General features: G+C 65.6%; 13 protein-coding genes and 1 tRNA gene. 6 read left to right on the top strand and 8 right to left on the bottom strand.

Features of this window, described 5'->3' with window-relative positions; all coding sequences use genetic code 11:
* Positions 1–172: 172 nt before the first annotated feature.
* Positions 173–1,243 (bottom strand): PA0069 family radical SAM protein, encoded by a 1,071-nt coding sequence (locus DM450_RS04210; protein WP_142632736.1) that lies wholly within the window; start codon positions 1,241–1,243, stop codon positions 173–175.
* A 102-nt stretch (positions 1,244–1,345) separates the two neighbouring features.
* On the opposite strand from DM450_RS04210, the gene DM450_RS04215 reads away from it, so the two are divergent.
* Complete coding sequence (locus DM450_RS04215) at positions 1,346–1,954, top strand: TetR/AcrR family transcriptional regulator (RefSeq protein ID WP_142632737.1); 609 nt, start codon at positions 1,346–1,348, stop codon at positions 1,952–1,954.
* A 122-nt stretch (positions 1,955–2,076) separates the two neighbouring features.
* On the top strand, positions 2,077–2,922 hold the full coding sequence (locus tag DM450_RS04220) for a TauD/TfdA family dioxygenase (RefSeq protein WP_142632738.1): 846 nt from the start codon (positions 2,077–2,079) through the stop codon (positions 2,920–2,922).
* Positions 2,923–3,107: 185 nt separating this feature from the next.
* On the opposite strand, the gene DM450_RS04225 is transcribed toward DM450_RS04220, so the two are convergent.
* From DM450_RS04225 to cpdR, 4 genes are all read right to left on the bottom strand, one after another.
* Positions 3,108–4,331 carry an NADP-dependent isocitrate dehydrogenase gene (locus tag DM450_RS04225; RefSeq protein ID WP_142632739.1) on the bottom strand — a complete coding sequence of 408 codons (1,224 nt, stop codon included), beginning with the start codon at positions 4,329–4,331 and terminating at the stop codon, positions 3,108–3,110.
* A gap of 132 nt (positions 4,332–4,463) precedes the next feature.
* The gene (locus tag DM450_RS04230) at positions 4,464–5,717 is read right to left on the bottom strand and encodes a DUF3422 family protein (protein WP_185928705.1); all 1,254 of its coding nucleotides are present in this window, start codon (positions 5,715–5,717) and stop codon (positions 4,464–4,466) included.
* Positions 5,718–5,923: 206 nt separating this feature from the next.
* Positions 5,924–5,998 (bottom strand) — tRNA-Val (locus DM450_RS04235).
* A 149-nt stretch (positions 5,999–6,147) separates the two neighbouring features.
* The gene (gene cpdR, locus DM450_RS04240) at positions 6,148–6,522 is read right to left on the bottom strand and encodes a cell cycle two-component system response regulator CpdR (RefSeq protein WP_142637487.1); all 375 of its coding nucleotides are present in this window, start codon (positions 6,520–6,522) and stop codon (positions 6,148–6,150) included.
* A 167-nt stretch (positions 6,523–6,689) separates the two neighbouring features.
* On the opposite strand from cpdR, the gene DM450_RS04245 reads away from it, so the two are divergent.
* Positions 6,690–7,628, top strand: coding sequence for an N-formylglutamate amidohydrolase (locus DM450_RS04245; RefSeq protein WP_142632741.1), 939 nt, complete (start codon positions 6,690–6,692; stop codon positions 7,626–7,628).
* Positions 7,629–8,044: 416 nt separating this feature from the next.
* Here the strand turns inward: DM450_RS04245 and DM450_RS04250 are convergent, their stop codons facing one another.
* Together DM450_RS04250 and DM450_RS04255 are read right to left on the bottom strand one after the other, a co-directional pair.
* A complete protein-coding gene (locus DM450_RS04250) occupies positions 8,045–8,815 on the bottom strand; it encodes a SapC family protein (RefSeq protein ID WP_142632742.1) in 771 nt (256 codons plus the stop codon).
* Between the two features lie 129 nt (positions 8,816–8,944).
* The gene (locus DM450_RS04255; protein ID WP_142637489.1) at positions 8,945–10,411 is read right to left on the bottom strand and encodes an FAD-binding oxidoreductase; all 1,467 of its coding nucleotides are present in this window, start codon (positions 10,409–10,411) and stop codon (positions 8,945–8,947) included.
* Positions 10,412–10,560: 149 nt separating this feature from the next.
* Here DM450_RS04255 and DM450_RS04260 point away from each other — a divergent pair, with 149 nt between their 5' ends.
* From DM450_RS04260 to DM450_RS04270, 3 genes are all read left to right on the top strand, one after another.
* Positions 10,561–11,187, top strand: coding sequence for a hypothetical protein (locus DM450_RS04260; protein WP_142632743.1), 627 nt, complete (start codon positions 10,561–10,563; stop codon positions 11,185–11,187).
* Between the two features lie 183 nt (positions 11,188–11,370).
* Positions 11,371–12,822 (top strand): DEAD/DEAH box helicase, encoded by a 1,452-nt coding sequence (locus tag DM450_RS04265; protein WP_142632744.1) that lies wholly within the window; start codon positions 11,371–11,373, stop codon positions 12,820–12,822.
* A 104-nt stretch (positions 12,823–12,926) separates the two neighbouring features.
* Positions 12,927–14,390, top strand: a complete 1,464-nt coding sequence (locus DM450_RS04270; protein ID WP_260610173.1) for a carboxylesterase/lipase family protein — start codon at positions 12,927–12,929, stop codon at positions 14,388–14,390.
* On the opposite strand, the gene DM450_RS04275 is transcribed toward DM450_RS04270, so the two are convergent.
* A complete protein-coding gene (locus tag DM450_RS04275) occupies positions 14,384–15,181 on the bottom strand; it encodes a sterol desaturase family protein (protein WP_142632745.1) in 798 nt (265 codons plus the stop codon). The genes DM450_RS04270 and DM450_RS04275 overlap by 7 nt on opposite strands.
* Positions 15,182–15,312: the final 131 nt, after the last annotated feature.

Raw genomic sequence — 15,312 nt, forward strand, 5'->3', positions numbered from 1 at the left:
CCGAGCCGACGCCGAAGGGACGGCTTTTGCCTCCAGCCCCTTAGGGGTTGCCCTGCAAGCTGCGCCAGCAGCGTTGCTCCGCCTTGAAAGAGGCCCGCTCTTCCTGCGGCTTCGCGCCTTGCTGGCGCAGCTTGCAGGGCAACCGTGGCAATGCGGAATTTGTCCGCGCCGCCTAGAACAGCGCGAGTTGTCCGTCGCGGCTGGGAGGCCGGAATTGTGAGCAGTCCAGCGCGACCTGGGGTTTGCCGAAGCCCAGGCGCCGCATCGTGATGGCGAAGCGTTGCCGGAACACTTGTGCCCAGACGCCCTCGGGGCGGAAGCGGGAAAAGAACGCGGGATCGTTGTCGCGCCCCGCGCGCATGGCCTGGATGGTTGCCATGACCTTGCCGGCGCGGTCCGGGAAATGCGTCTGGAGCCATTCGCGGAACAGCGGCGCGACTTCGTGGGGCAGGCGCACGATGATCCATGAGGCGCTGCGGATTCCTTGCGCGGCGGCGGCTTCGAGGATCTCCTCGATGTGGTGGTCGGTGATTGCCGGGATCACCGGCGCTACCGAGACATGCGTGGGCACCCCGGCCGCCGCCAGCTTGCCCAGCGCGGCAAGGCGCTTGGCCGGAGCCGCCGCGCGCGGCTCCAGCAGGCGCGACAGGGCCGGGTCCATGCTGGTCACCGATATTGCGACATGGGTCAGGTTGTGCCGCGCCAGTTCGGCCAGCAGGTCGAGATCGTGCAACACGCGGTCGGACTTTGTGGTGATCGTTACCGGATGGCGCACTTCCAGGCAGAGTTCGAGGATCTGCCGGGTAATCCGGTAACGCGCCTCGATCGGCTGGTAGGGATCGGTGTTGGTGCCCATGGCGATCGGGGCAGGGCGGTAACCCGGCTTTGCCAGCGTTTCGCGCAGCAGCCTTGCCGCCTGCGGTTTCACGAAAAGCCTGGTTTCGAAATCGAGGCCGGGGGACAGGTCGTGATAGGCATGGGTCGGCCGGGCAAAGCAATAGATGCAGCCGTGCTCGCAGCCATTGTAGGCATTGATCGAACGGTCGAACGGCACGTCGGGAGACGTGTTGAACGACAGGATGGTGCGCGGGCTCAGTTCGCTCACCTGCGTGCGCAGCGGTGCGGGCTCGCCGTCGACCTCGCGCGAGGCGTCAAGCCAGTCGCCATCGGCCTCCCGCCGGGGAAGATTGAAGCGGGTGCTGGCCTGCCCGGAGACGGCGCCTCTGCCCTTGTGGATCTGCATTCGGGCATTTTGAACATAACAAGAACAAAAGGCAAGCGAGTCGGGCTTGGTTGATCTCTCGCGCGGCACGCCTTAGGCAATCCGATCTTGTATGGAGGTCGAATGGCAGGCGCGGAGCAGAAGTCGGGTGGACGCAGGATCGGGGCGGAGACCTCGGCCACACGGGCACGCATCGTCGAGGCTACCGTCGACCTGATCCGCGACGAGGGCTATGCCGCCGCCAGCACCCGCCGCGTTGCGGCCCGTGCGGGGCTCAAGCCTTCGCTGGTGCACTACTATTTCCCGACCACCGACGACCTGCTGCTGGAAGTGTGCCGTCAGGGCGCGGCGGACAGCGATGCCATGATCGCGCAGGCGCTGGCGAGCGAGGATCCGGTGCGCGCACTCTGGGGCTTTTTTGTCGACACCAGTCGCACCGCGATGTCGCTCGAATTCATGGCGCTGGCCAACCACCGCCCGGCCGTGCGCGAGAAGATGGCCGAGCACAGTGTCGCCATGCGCCAGCGGCAGGTGGAGATCATCGAGCAGCTGTTCGGCGATCGGCTCAAGGTTCTGGACGGCTTCGATCCGGCCGGCCTCGCGGTCATGCTGGCGGGTATCGGCCGCTGCATCGTCATGGAGGAAAACCTGGGCGTCACCGCCGGACACGCGCAGGCGAGGGCGACGGTGGAATCCTGGCTCGACCGGCTGGAGGCGAAGGCGCTCGCCTGATCACGCACCGGCGATTGATTGCAGGCGCAATCCGCGAGGAATTTGAACAGGCGTTCAGTCCGTGGTACCACCCTCTTCAAGCATGGCTTCGGCGATGAAGCGGACAATGGAGAGTGTGCACGATGTCGCTCGCGACAAAGACGGAGTTCAAGGCCGAGGCGATCAAGCCGAAGATCGGCAGCCGCGTTCTCAACAGCCGGGAAGAACTGCTTTCGGGCGAATTCGCGGCCGAGATCCGCGAACTGCTGGAAGCGCGCGGGGTGCTGGTGTTCCCGCAGGTGAACTTCACCGACGAGGAGCAGGTGGCCTTCACCAAGACGCTCGGCACCTTCGCGCCGGAGCGCAAGGGCGGCGAGGAAGTGATCTCGAAGATCACCCTCGACGCCCGGGAAAACCCGATGGCGGCCGAGTACCTCAAGGGCTCGCTCTACTGGCACATCGACGGCACCCGCAACGACGTGCCGATCCTGGCCTCGCTGCTCTCCTGCCGGGTGCCGAGCCCCAAGGGCACCGGCAACACCGGTTTTGCCAACACTTACGCGGCGTTCGACGATCTGCCGGAAGACAAGAAGGCCGAATACGAGCAGTACCGCGTCGTGCATGGCCCCTGGGCCAGCCTGTTCTACTATGAAGCCGAACCCAGCCTCGCCAAGCTGCAGGGCTATGCCCAGATCGGCGAACAGGAACTGCCGCTGGTGTGGAAGCACCAGTCCGGCCGCAAGAGCCTCGTCATCGGTTGCACGGCGGCACAGGTGATCGGCAAGTCGGCGCTCGACAGCGCGATGATCATCCATGGTCTGCGCGAATGGGCGACGGGTGAAGAGTTCACCTACAGCCACGAATGGGAAGTCGGCGATCTCGTCATGTGGGACAACACCGGCACGATGCACCGCGCCGAGGCCTATGACCCGACGTGCGGCCGCATGATGCACCGCACCAAGCTCGAAGGCGAAGAACCTTTCGAATAAGGCGAAGAGGCGGAAAGGCGCTGGGGGCGCGGTTCAGCCAGACTTAGAGACTTGCAGGACCAGACTTGCAGGGCTCGCCGGACTTCGGTTCGGCGGGCCTTTTCGTGGGCCGAACTGGCCAAAGAAAAACCCCCCGCCTTGCGGCGGAGGGTCTTGCTTGAACCGAGGTCCGGTCAGGCGGAGGCTCAGCCCCAGCTTGCCATCTTGGCTTCGAGGTTCTTCACGATTTCCTCGAAGAACTGCTCGGTGGTCATCCAGTTCTGGTCCGGGCCGATCAGCAGCGCGAGGTCCTTGGTCATCTTGCCGCTTTCGACGGTTTCGATGCAGACCTGTTCCAGCGTCTCGGCGAACTTCACCACTTCCGGGGTCTCGTCGAACTTGCCGCGATAGGCGATGCCGCGGGTCCAGGCGAAGATCGAGGCGATCGGGTTGGTCGAGGTCGCCTTGCCCTGCTGGTGCTGGCGGTAGTGACGGGTCACGGTGCCGTGGGCGGCTTCCGCTTCAACGGTCTTGCCGTCGGGCGAGAGCAGGACCGAGGTCATCAGGCCGAGCGAGCCGAAGCCCTGGGCAACGGTGTCCGACTGCACGTCGCCGTCGTAGTTCTTGCAGGCCCAGACGAACTTGCCCGACCACTTGAGCGCCGAGGCGACCATGTCGTCGATCAGGCGGTGTTCGTAGACGATCTTGGCTTCGGCGAACTTTTCCTTGAAGCCTTCGGTGTCGAACACTTCCTGGAACAGGTCCTTGAAGCGGCCGTCATAGGCCTTGAGGATGGTGTTCTTGGTCGAGAGGTACACCGGCCAGCCGAGGTTGAGGCCGTAGTTGAACGAGGCGCGTGCGAAGTCGCGGATCGATTCGTCGAGGTTGTACATCGCCATGGCGACGCCCGGAGCCGGGAAGTCGAACACGTCGAGGTCGATCTTGTCGCCGTTCTCGCCGTCCCACACCAGGCGCAGCTTGCCGGCGCCCGGGATCAGGGTGTCGGTGGCCTTGTACTGGTCGCCGAAAGCGTGACGGCCGACGACGATCGGGTCGGTCCAGCCCGGAACCAGACGGGGCACGTTCGAGATCACGATCGGCTCGCGGAACACGACGCCGCCCAGGATGTTGCGGATGGTGCCGTTGGGCGACTTCCACATCTTCTTGAGGTCGAATTCGGTGACGCGCGCTTCGTCAGGCGTGATGGTGGCGCACTTGACGGCCACACCGCATTCCTTGGTGGCGTTGGCGGCGTCGATGGTGATCTGGTCGTTGGTCTCGTCGCGCTTCTGCACCGAGAGGTCGTAGTACTTGAGATCGATGTCGAGGTAGGGGAGGATCAGCCGTTCGCGGATCCATTCCCAGATGATCCGCGTCATTTCATCGCCGTCCATCTCGACGATGGGATTCTTGACCTTGATTTTCGCCATTCGTGAAACTCCCCTGGGGATGAGATTTGGGGGTCTCTTAGGCAGCAGCGAAGCGCTTAGCAAGGCAGGTATCGGCCCGGCGACGCGCAATGCGCGGCAGTCGGCTTGCGCGGTACGGCATGGTCGGTCGTCTCATGCCTTCCCGTGATCGTCGTGCGCGGCGTGGGCCTTGCGAACGCGGTGGGTGGTCCAGGCGACGATGGCCACGACGAAAGGCACGCTGATGCCGGTTGCCAGTTCGTAGTTCGGCCAGTGCCATGCCGCGTGCGAGGCCTTGGCGAGATAACCGACGAGGCTCACCGCATAATAGGAAATCGCCGCCACGGAGAGGCCTTCGACCGTCTGCTGGAGCCTGAGCTGCATGGCATTTCGCCGGTCGAGCGAGGCGAGCAGGTCGCGGTTCTGGGCGGCGATCTCGGTATCGATCCGCGTGCGCAGCAATTCGGCGGTCCAGGTGACGCGCCCGGCAAGATCGTCGAGGCGCTGGACAAAGCTGGCGCAGGTCTGGACGGCGGGATGGAGGCGGCGCTGGGTGAAGCCGACGAGCGTGGGGCCGCCGTTGACCGCGCTGACCGCCAGCGTGCGCACGCGGTCGTCGCAGATCGCGGCGTAGGCGGCGGTGGCGCTCATCCGGTAGCGGGTCGTCGCCGCGATCTGGGCAATGCGCGAGCCGAGTTCGCCGATGGCGTGGAGCAGTTGCTCGCGCGGGCGGGCCTCGCGGTCGATGTCACCGCTGAGCTGGGCCAGGTCTTCCTCGATGCGGCGCAGCTCCGGGCCGTGTTTCTGGGCTTCGGGCAGGCCGAGCAGGGCGAGCTTGCGGTAGTTGCCCAGTTCCAGCAGCGATTGCACGAGCGCCGGGATCCGGCGGGTGTCGTCGTCGCGCATGGCGATGAACATGCGGCCGAAACCGCCGTGGAGGCGGAAGTCGGACCAGATCCGGGCGCGGCCTTCCTGCACGTCGCAGACGACCAGGTCGTTGGCGTCGAACCAGGCCTCGAGATGTTCGGGGTGGGTGCCGGGCATGCCGGCGCGGCCGATGGCAAGGAAGCTGGAGCGGATGATGGCGCCCGGCATGCGGTCCAGCCAGGGCGCGACGAAGGGAGCAAAGGCTTCCTCGTCGAAAGGCGCGTCGAACTGGCCGGGGACGATGAAGTTGTAGGTCGCGAACTCGCTGTGGCGTTCCCACACGAGCGTCGCGCCGCCGAGATCGACAACCGCGTGACGGGCCGCTCCGGCACCGAAATGGGCGGCGGCCGCCTCGAGTTCGGCATCGCTGGCGAGCAGGACGATCTGCATGAGCCGGGCCGGCGCGGTGAAGGGCGGCAGCTTGCGGCTGTGCATCTCGGCGGTGAGGCTGGCGCGCTCCGGCCGGCTGCGCTGGGCCATCTTTGTGCGTATCTCGTCGAACAAGGCTGGTTCATTCCCCACGGTGATTCGGCCGATGGCCGGGCGGGCCCGGCGCGGCATGCACAATAGAGCGAAGATGGGGGCTGGGGAGGCCTGATTCGCCCTGTGGTCGGGGCGATTGTTCCGAAGATGCTACAGGCAAAGAAAAACCCCGCGAAATCCGAAGATTTCCGGGGTTTCTCGAATGGTGGGCGTAGCAAGGATTGAACTTGCGACCCCTACGATGTCAACATAGTGCTCTACCACTGAGCTATACGCCCACACCATTCGGTTGGTCCGTGGCGGCGTTTGCAGCGCCGCTCGGTGGAGTGGGCCTCTAACGGTGACCCTTCCGGTTGGCAAGGCGCTTTTTCAAAAAAGTTCGCCGCGGGATTTTTCAGGCTGTGGAAGACCTGTGGATGAAGAGGCGTTAAAGCTGCGCGTGTTCGGACAGGCCGAAGATGCGCTGCACTTCCATCACGATGTCGCGCAGATGGAAGGGCTTCGAAAGCACCTTGGCGTGCGGGGCTTCACGGCTGGCGCGCAGGGTCACGGCGGCAAAACCGGTGATGAACATGACCTTGGTGCTGGGCGAGACTTCTGCGCAGCGCTGCGCCAGTTCGATGCCGTCCATTTCCGGCATGACGATGTCCGAAAGCAGCAGGTCGAAATGTTCGCGTTCCAGCAAGGGCAGGGCGGTGGTGCCGCGATCGACGTCGGTAACGTGGTAGCCGGCATTCTGCAGTGCCCGCGCCAGATATGTACGCATTGCCTGATCGTCTTCGGCAAGCAGGATGCGGATCATCGGTGTCATGTCCTGAGTCGTTGGCCCGAAATTGGCGGTTCCCAGCTTATCACACTGGTTAAGGCCTCCGGCATAGCGCCTAACGGGTTAAAATTCTCGCCTTGAATACGCGGTGACCGGTTACGGGACGCTTTGACACGCGGGGGCTAACGGGCCAGCGTCGATCCATGATTGCAGGCAAGGGCGAGAGCGATTCGCAGAGGCATTCGGGAGGATCGATTCCGGGGGCTCCGGGGATCCCGGCCTATAGTTTCGAGGCGCCCGACCCTTCGGTGATCCCGGTGCTGATCGCCGCTCCGCATGGCGGGCGGGCCTATCCGCGCGCGCTGCTGGACGATTTGCGGCATCCCGATTCGGTTGCCCTGCGGCTCGAGGACCGTTACGTCGACCGGCTGGCGCAGGCTGTTGCGCGGGAAACCGGGGCGGGTCTGCTGATGGCGCAGGCGCCGCGCGCGATGATCGATCTCAACCGGGCGCCGGACGATGTCGACTGGGACATGTTCGCGCGGTCCTCGCGTCCCGAATCGATCGGTCTGCCGAGCCGGCGTGCGCGCAGCGGGCTGGGTCTCATTCCGCGGCGCCTGCCCGGGGTGGGGGAGCTGTGGCGGCGGCGGCACGAAAGCGCCGATCTGGCCGCTCGGATCGAGGGTATTCACCGGCCCTATCACGAGGCGCTGGCTGCGGCTCTGGCCTCGCTGCGGGATCGGTGGGGCGTGGCCCTGCTGGTCGATCTCCATTCGATGCCGCCCCTGCAGGCGCGTCCGGGCATGGAGGCGCCGCATTTTGTGGTGGGAGACCGGTTCGGAACCACCTGCCATGGCAGCCTGGTGGCCTGTGCGTTTTCCTGGTTCGCGGCGAATCGCCAGCTTGCCGCGCACAATCGCCCTTATGCGGGCGGTTATGTGCTGGAACGTCATGCGGCGCCGGCGGCGGGGATCCATGCCCTGCAGCTGGAAGTCGATCGGCGGTGCTATCTCGATTCGCGGCTGTCGGAGCCGGGAGAAGGCATGGGGCAGACGGTGGACCTGCTGGCAGGACTGGTGCGCCGGCTGGCGGCTGCCGTCAGCGAACTGGCCGGAAAGGGCTGGGCCCAGGCGGCCGAGTGAGCGTGGCGCCTGAAGGTGCTTGCGTGATGATCTAGGGCACGAGTTGCCCGGATGTGGCTGCGTCTATCGCCCCGGCAATGGCGCTGGGCCGGTGTGGAGCGTGCCGGAAGCCTTGGTGCTGGGAGGGCCGCGATTTCGGCCAATAAAAAACCACCTCGCGCGGTGCGCGAGGTGGCCAAGGTTCAGGGAGGAGGTGCACGATGTGCACCAGCCCGACCGGGCCATGAGGGTAGCGCCGATCAGGTGCACCCAACATAGCAAGACCTTGGCGACATTCAACCCTTAGAATGAAGCAAAGTGTAACAGCTTTGCAAGCCTGTGGAGAAGAGTTGATGCAGAATGGGGTGAGAGTGTGACAAAAATGTCAAAAAACTCTCACCCCTTCATGTGTCTGCGACCTGAAACAGGCCGCTGAATCAGGCGTTTACGGGAATCTGCGGGCCCTTGCCCTGGGCAACCTGGCGGCCGAAGATGTCACGCACGAGATCCAGCGAGAACAGGTGTGCGTAGATCAGCGGCAGCATGCCGTTCTGGTTCCACTGGCGCAGCACGTCGCCGCGCACTTCGCGCAGCTTCGATTCGTCGACCATCTGGAAGCCGCGATACGTGAAGGGCTGGCCGGTGCCGATGTCGATGTTCAGCTCGCCTTCCATCAGCAGGTTGTGCTTCTGGAGCTCGGCCATGAAGTTGGCGGTCTTGGTGCCGGCGATCTCGAAGTTCTCGCAGAACTTGAGCATGTTGGTGGTCGCTTCGGTGGGCTGGCCATCCGCGAACAGGGCTTCGCCTTCTTCCAGTTCGCCGACGAGATCGCTCGAGGGATCGACGCAGAGCGACAGCTCTTCGCTGTCCGGGCGCAGGCGGGCGAGCATGAAGGGGTAGCGGCGCGCATAGGCCGGGATGTAGACCGGCTGATCGACCGAACCTTCATCGTCGACAAAGACGTTCACGCCGTCGTTCATGCCCATGAGGATCAGCGGAACCGGATTCTCGCCCGAGGTGAAGATGATCGGGTAGTTGCGCTGGGCCTGCGGAAATTCCTCGACGGTGAGCGGCACCGAGTTGACGCCGACCAGCCAGGTCGCCTTGTTGGTCGAACGGGTCTTCCAGCTGGCGTGCTGCTGCGAATTGAGCGGCACGAGGTCCTTGTAGAACAGGGGCAGGGCAGGATTCTGCGGCGCGGTGGCCATTGCGATACTCTCCGCAAGTCTGGGAAATTTCCAAGAGCGTGGCTTTAGAAGCCCGAAAGCACGGGCGCAAGCGCGCTTCCGGGGCAAAACGGGGATATCCGGCGAGTCGGGGCAGGTGCCCCGCTGCGGTCAGATCAGCTTGCCGGGATTCATCAGGCCCCGCGGGTCGAGGGCCTGCTTCACCGCGCGCAGAACCGAAAGCGCGACCGGATCGCCCAGGCGTGCCAGTTCGTCCTTCTTGAGCTGGCCGATGCCGTGCTCGGCCGAGATTGATCCGCCCCATTCCGTAACAAGATCATGGACATAACGGCTGATTTCCTTGCCCGTTCCGGCCTGCCAGGCGGCCCCGTCGGTCACGCTGGGGGCGATCACGTGGTAGTGGACGTTGCCGTCTCCGAGATGACCGAAGGCGATCGCCTCGGTTCCGGGCCATTTGGCCTCGATCATCGGCGCGGTGGTCTCCACGAAGTCGGGCATCTTCTCGACCGGCACCGAAATGTCGTGCTGGACCGCGGGGCCGCGCGCGCGTTCGGCGGGGGAGATCGATTCGCGGATCAGCCACATGGCTTCGGCCTGGGCTTCGTTGGCGGACATCGCGGCGTCTTCCAGCAGTTCGGCCTCGAAAGCGTCGGCCATCATCGTCTCGCAGCGTTCGCGCAGGGTGTCGGCGCCGGTGCGATCGGCCACCACTTCGATCAGGACGTGCCAGCCATGCCTGCCTTCGAGCGGGGCGCGGGCGTCGGGCAGATAGTCCAGCACCGCCTCGAGGCAGGCCTGCGGCAGCACTTCGAAGCCTTCGAGCGCATCGCCCGCGGCAGCCTCGCAATGCAGCAGCAGCTTGCGCGCCATACCCAGCGTGGGCACGCCCGCCCAGACCACCACGCGCTCGGCCACCGCGGGCGAGAGGGCGAGGGTGGCGGCGGTGACGATGCCCATCGTGCCTTCGGAGCCGATGAAGACCTGCTTGAGATCGAAGCCGCGATTGTCCTTCTTGAGCGGGGTGAGCATCGAGAACACCTGCCCGTCCGGAAGTACGGCCTCCAGTCCCAGCACCAGCGCCCGCATCGAGCCATGGCGCAGGACCTGGGTGCCGCCGGCATTGGTAGCGATCAATCCGCCGACGGTTGCCGAACCCTTGCCGCCGAGCGAGAGCGGGAAGCGCAGGCCCTTGGCTTCGGCGGTCTCGTGCAGGGTCTGGAGCACGAATCCGGCTTCGCAGGTGATCTGGCGGGCCTCGACGTCAAACTGGCGCACCGCAGTCATGCGGCGCAGCGAGAGCAGCAGGGCCTCGCCGCTGTCGTCGGGCGTGGCGCCGCCCGACATGCCGCTGTTGCCGCCCTGGGGGACGATGGCGATGCCGTGCTGCGCGCAGAGCGCCACCACGGCGGCGACTTCCTGCGTGGTGGCGGGCGAGGCGAGGGCGAGGGCCTTGCCGGTATAACGCCCGCGCCAGTCGGTCAGCCAGGGTTCCAGCAGGTCCGGGTCGACAGTGAAGCCGCGGGGGCCAAGCAATTCGGCGGCTTCTTCAAGGAAGCGCGTGGAGGCGGCGGATCGGGCGGCGGATCGGGGGGCGGAGCTGTCGGTGAGCGTCGTCATGCCGGCGATATGGCACAGCCCATTGCCGGTTTCACCCAATTTGCGTCGTCAGGATGCTTGCCGTTTGGGTTAAGCGGTGGTTCAAGCTCTTGCCCTAAGGGAGGGGGACGGTCCGGTCCGCCTGGGCTGTTCGGGGATCTGCTCTTTCGATGAATCTTGCGTCCATTCTGCTCTATCCGTTCATGCTGCTGTTGCCGGCGGCAGGGGGCGGCGATTCGGGCAAGGCGGATGCGGGCAAGTCGGATCGCGGCGTGGTGCAGGATCCGATGCGCGCCGATGCCGGGGCCGCGCCCGGCTATGCGGTGCCCGAGGATGCCTGGCCGGACGAACGCTCCGATTCCGCGGCGCGGGGGATCATCTCGGTCTTCGCGTTCCAGCACCCGGAGCCGGAGGATGCCTGGCAGGTGCGCATCGAACAGCGCATGACCATCCGCATCACCCCGCGTGCCCAGTTGCCGGTCGATCCGGATGGCCCGATGGACCGCGACCCGCGGCCGCGTTTCACCGAGCGCAAGATCGGCAAGTGCCTGCCGATCGCGGGGATCGCCGGGGTGGAGCCGGACGGCCAGCACAATCTCCTGCTGTTCATGCGCGATCGCCGGATCATCAGCGCGGAACTCGAACGCTCCTGCCGGGCGGGCTCGTTCTATTCGGGTTTCCTGCTCTCCCGCTCGCCGGACGGCCAGCTCTGCGTCGAGCGCGATTCGCTGCTTTCGCGCAGCGGATCGAACTGCAAGCTGGTGCGCATCCGCCAGATGGTGGCGTCCGGTCGCTGACCCCGGGCATGCACGAAGGCGGCGAATCAGGCCTCTGCGCGGATTTCCTTGACTTTCGGGGGCATTCGCGCCTAGGGCCCGCGCAGATATACGTTGGACACGCGAAGGGGCTCGCCCCGTACTCACTCGCGATACTCGGCGGATATCCTTGTTTCCCTGAACTCCGGATAAACCATTCTGCCTATGAGCTTTGCCGATCTCGGCCTGTCTGACGAATTGCTGCACGCGGTTGAAACCGCGGGTTACAGCGAGCCGACTCCGATCCAGGCGCAAGCCATCCCGCCGGTCCTCATGATGAAGGACATCATCGGCATCGCGCAGACCGGGACGGGCAAGACCGCCAGCTTCGTGCTGCCGATGATCGACATCCTTGCTCACGGCCGCCGCCGCGCGCTGATGCCGCGCTCGCTGATCCTGGAGCCGACTCGCGAACTGGCGGCCCAGGTCGCCGAGAATTTCGAGAAGTACGGCAAGAACCACGATCTCAAGATGGCGCTGCTGATCGGCGGCGTGCAGATGGGCGACCAGGTCAAGGCCCTGCAGGACGGTGTCGACGTGCTGATCGCCACGCCGGGCCGCCTGATGGACCTGTTCGAGCGCGGCAAGATCCTGCTCACGGGCTGCGAATTGCTGGTGATCGACGAGGCCGACCGCATGCTCGACATGGGCTTCATCCCCGACATCGAGACGATCTGCTCGAAGCTGCCGACCAACCGCCAGACGCTGCTGTTCTCGGCAACGATGCCGCCGGTCATCAAGAAGCTGGCGGATCGTTTCCTGTCGAACCCCAAGTACATCGAAGTCGCGCGTCCGGCCTCGACCAACACCAACATCGCCCAGCACAAGGTCACGGTCTCCTCGCGCAAGAAGCGCGACGTGCTGCGCCATCTGTTGCGCACCGACAACGTGTCCACCGCGATCATCTTCGCCAACCGTAAGACGACCGTGCGTGAACTGGCCAAGAGCCTGAAACGCCATGGCTTTGCGGCCGGCGAAATCCACGGCGACATGGACCAGCCGGCCCGTCTGGCCGAGTTGCAGCGCTTCAAGGACGGGGTGGTCAACATCCTCGTCGCCTCCGACGTTGCCGCGCGCGGTCTCGACGTGAAGGGCGTGAGCCACGTGTTCAACTTCGATACGCCCTGGCATCCGGACGACTACGTCCACCGCATTGGCCGTACCGGCCGCGGCGGCGCCACGGGCCGTGCCTTCACGCTGGTCGCGCCGGAAGATGCCGAAGCGATCGAGGGCGTCGAGAAACTCACCGGCGGCAAGATCCCGCTGTTCGACGTGACGCTCGACGATGCGGAATCGGCTCCGGCGCGCGGCGCCGAGCGTGACGACAAGCCGCGCCGCGAAAAGCGCGAGCGTCCCGAACGTGCCGAGCGCAGCGAACGCCGTCCTGCGCGGGAACGTGCACCGGAAAAGGCGTCCGGGCGGGGCGCGGAACGCGAGGTGGAGCGTGAGGCTCGGCCAGCAGTCGAAGCCAAGCCGGTTCGCGAAGCCATGCCGGTGCGCGATGCCAAGCCCGTGCGCGGCGATGCCCGCCGCTCTCGCCGCCGCGAGGAAGAACCCGCGGATATGGGCTGGAACGGGCCGATCCCGGAATTCCTCGGCGTTTCCGCGCTGGCCTGACACGATACGACGGGGAGCCATCTGGCTCCCCGTTTTCGTTTGGCTATAAGGGCTTGTGAGTGGTTCGGGCGTTGGCTCCCGAGCGGCAACAAGGAGCGGCGTTGATGCGAGCTGAGCGTCTTGGGGGAATGAGGCGGGCGCTGGCCGTTTCGCTGGGTCTGGGGATGGCGATCGGCCTGGGGACGGGCTGTGCGGCTACGGCCGATCCCGGGGCGTTGGTGCATGAGGAAAACGGCGCGCTTCAGGGCCATGCCGAAGGCGGCGTGATCAGCTGGAAGGGCATCCCCTTCGCCGCGCCGCCAGTGGGCAACTTGCGCTGGCGGGCGCCGCAGCCGGCGGCTTCGTGGCAGGGCGTGCGCGATGCGGGCGAATATGGCCATGACTGCATGCAGAAGCCGTTCGACGGCGATGCCGCGCCGCTCGGCACGCCGCCTGCGGAAGACTGCCTCTACGCCAACGTCTGGCGCCCGGAGCGGGCCGGGGGCAAGCTGCCGGTGGTGGTGTGGATCTATGGCGGCGGCTTCGTCAATGGCGGGGCCTCGCCGCCGACGTATTCGGGGGCCGAACTCGCGCGGCAGGGCGTGCTGTTCTTCAGCTTCAACTACCGGGTCGGCCGGTTCGGCACGTTTGCCCATCCGGCGTTGACGCAGGCGCAGGAGGATGGCGGCCTGCTCGGCAATTACGGCTATCTCGACCAGATCGCGGCGCTTTCCTGGGTCCAGCGCAATATCGAGGCGTTCGGCGGCGATCCCGACAACGTGACGATCGTGGGCGAGAGCGCGGGCGGCATGTCGGTGCACAATCTCGTCACGTCGCCGCTGGCGAACGGGCTGTTCGACAAGGCGGTGGTGATGTCGGGCGGTGACGGGCAGATGCTGGTCGATGCCGATCTTGCATCGGCGGAGGCGGCGGGGCTGCGCTTTGCGGCAGGCAAGGGCATTGCCGCAGACGATCCCGAAAGCCTTGCGAAACTACGGGCACTTCCGGGCGATGCCGTGGTCGATGGGCTGAACCTGGCGGCGCTGTTCGCGCCGTCGAGCGCGCCGCGCACCTTTGCAAGCCCGTTCGCGGATGGCCGCATCGCCGTCGATCAGCGCAAGGCGTACGCTTCCGGCACGTTCCATCAGGTGCCGATGATCATCGGCGCGACAAGCGATGACATCGGCGGCGTTGCCGGCGGGATGATCGCGGGTGCACGCCAGTTGTCGGGCCTGATTGCCGAACAGGGCGTGCCGGTCTGGGAATATCGCTTCGGTTATGTCGCCAGCTCACTGCCGCAGGACGGCAAGGGCGCGGGCCATGCGACCGACATTCCCTATTTTCTCGGCACCGTGGCGATCAAGTATGGTGCGGGGGCGAGCGATCGGGATGCCGGCATGGCGCGGATCGCCAGCGGCTATCTGGTGAACTTCGCGAAGACGGGCGATCCCAACGGTGCGGACCTGCCGGTCTGGCAGCCGCGTTCACGGCAGGGCGAGGCGATCCTCGATCTTGCCCCGGATGGCACGGCGGCAAACATTCCCGATCCTCTGCTGCCGCAGATCGACGCCGCATCGCAGGGTCAGTGAGCGCTTTCGGCCACGGCGCCGCCGCTATCCGATCGTAGCTCGGGCTGCGCACGGAACGGCGCGGCGAGGTGGTCGACGAAGTTTTCCGGCGGCGCCTGTTCGACGCCGAAGCGGGAAGGGCGCTCGGCTTCGGGGCGATAGGCCGTGCCGAACAGCTTGTCCCAGATCACCAGTTGCGAACCGAAATTGCTGTCATAGGCGTGCTCTTCGTCGGCATGGTGCCAGTGGTGCACGCGCGGCGGCGTGAACACGGCGTCGAGCGGCCCGAACGAGAGCCGGGTATCGGCATGCAGCAGGTTCGCGTGCAGCGTGTAGAACCCCATGTAGATCGCCACGGCCGTGGGCGAGAAGGCGGCGATGCACATCGGCAGCGCCATGGCGGTGGCAAAGACGATCTGTTCGACCGGATGGACGCGGGCGGTGGCCAGCCAGTCGAGGTGCGGGCTGGAATGGTGGATGCGGTGAAAGCGCCAGAGCAAGGGCGAGGCGTGGAAGCTGCGGTGCGCGCACCAGATGATGAAGTCGCAGACCAGCAGCAAAATGATCGCCTGCAGCCAGACCGGAATCGTCCCGGACAGATGCACGAGCGGGTCGAAGGGCGCGATCAGCGCCAGCAGCAGCATGGCGCCGAACCGGATCATGAGCGTGCCCACCGTTGCATGGAGAATGTCCGCGACTACCCCCGCGCGGGTGCGGCGATCGGGGCCGCGTGCGGGCAGCAGCCACTCGAGCGGGACGAGCAGCAGCGCGACGAAGAACAGGGGCCGCAGGACGGCAAGGATTTCATGCATCAGGATGAGGCCCGTCGAAAGGAACTGGCGGCGATCCTAGGGCATCATGGTTTCCCGATCCTAAACGCCTGGCAATGAGTTGGGCGCTGGTCGCCGCTTAAATGCCTGTTTACCAATGTGGCGCTAGCTGT

The organism is Sphingomonas sp. IC081, from assembly GCF_006874585.1.
GTDB lineage: Bacteria > Pseudomonadota > Alphaproteobacteria > Sphingomonadales > Sphingomonadaceae > Novosphingobium.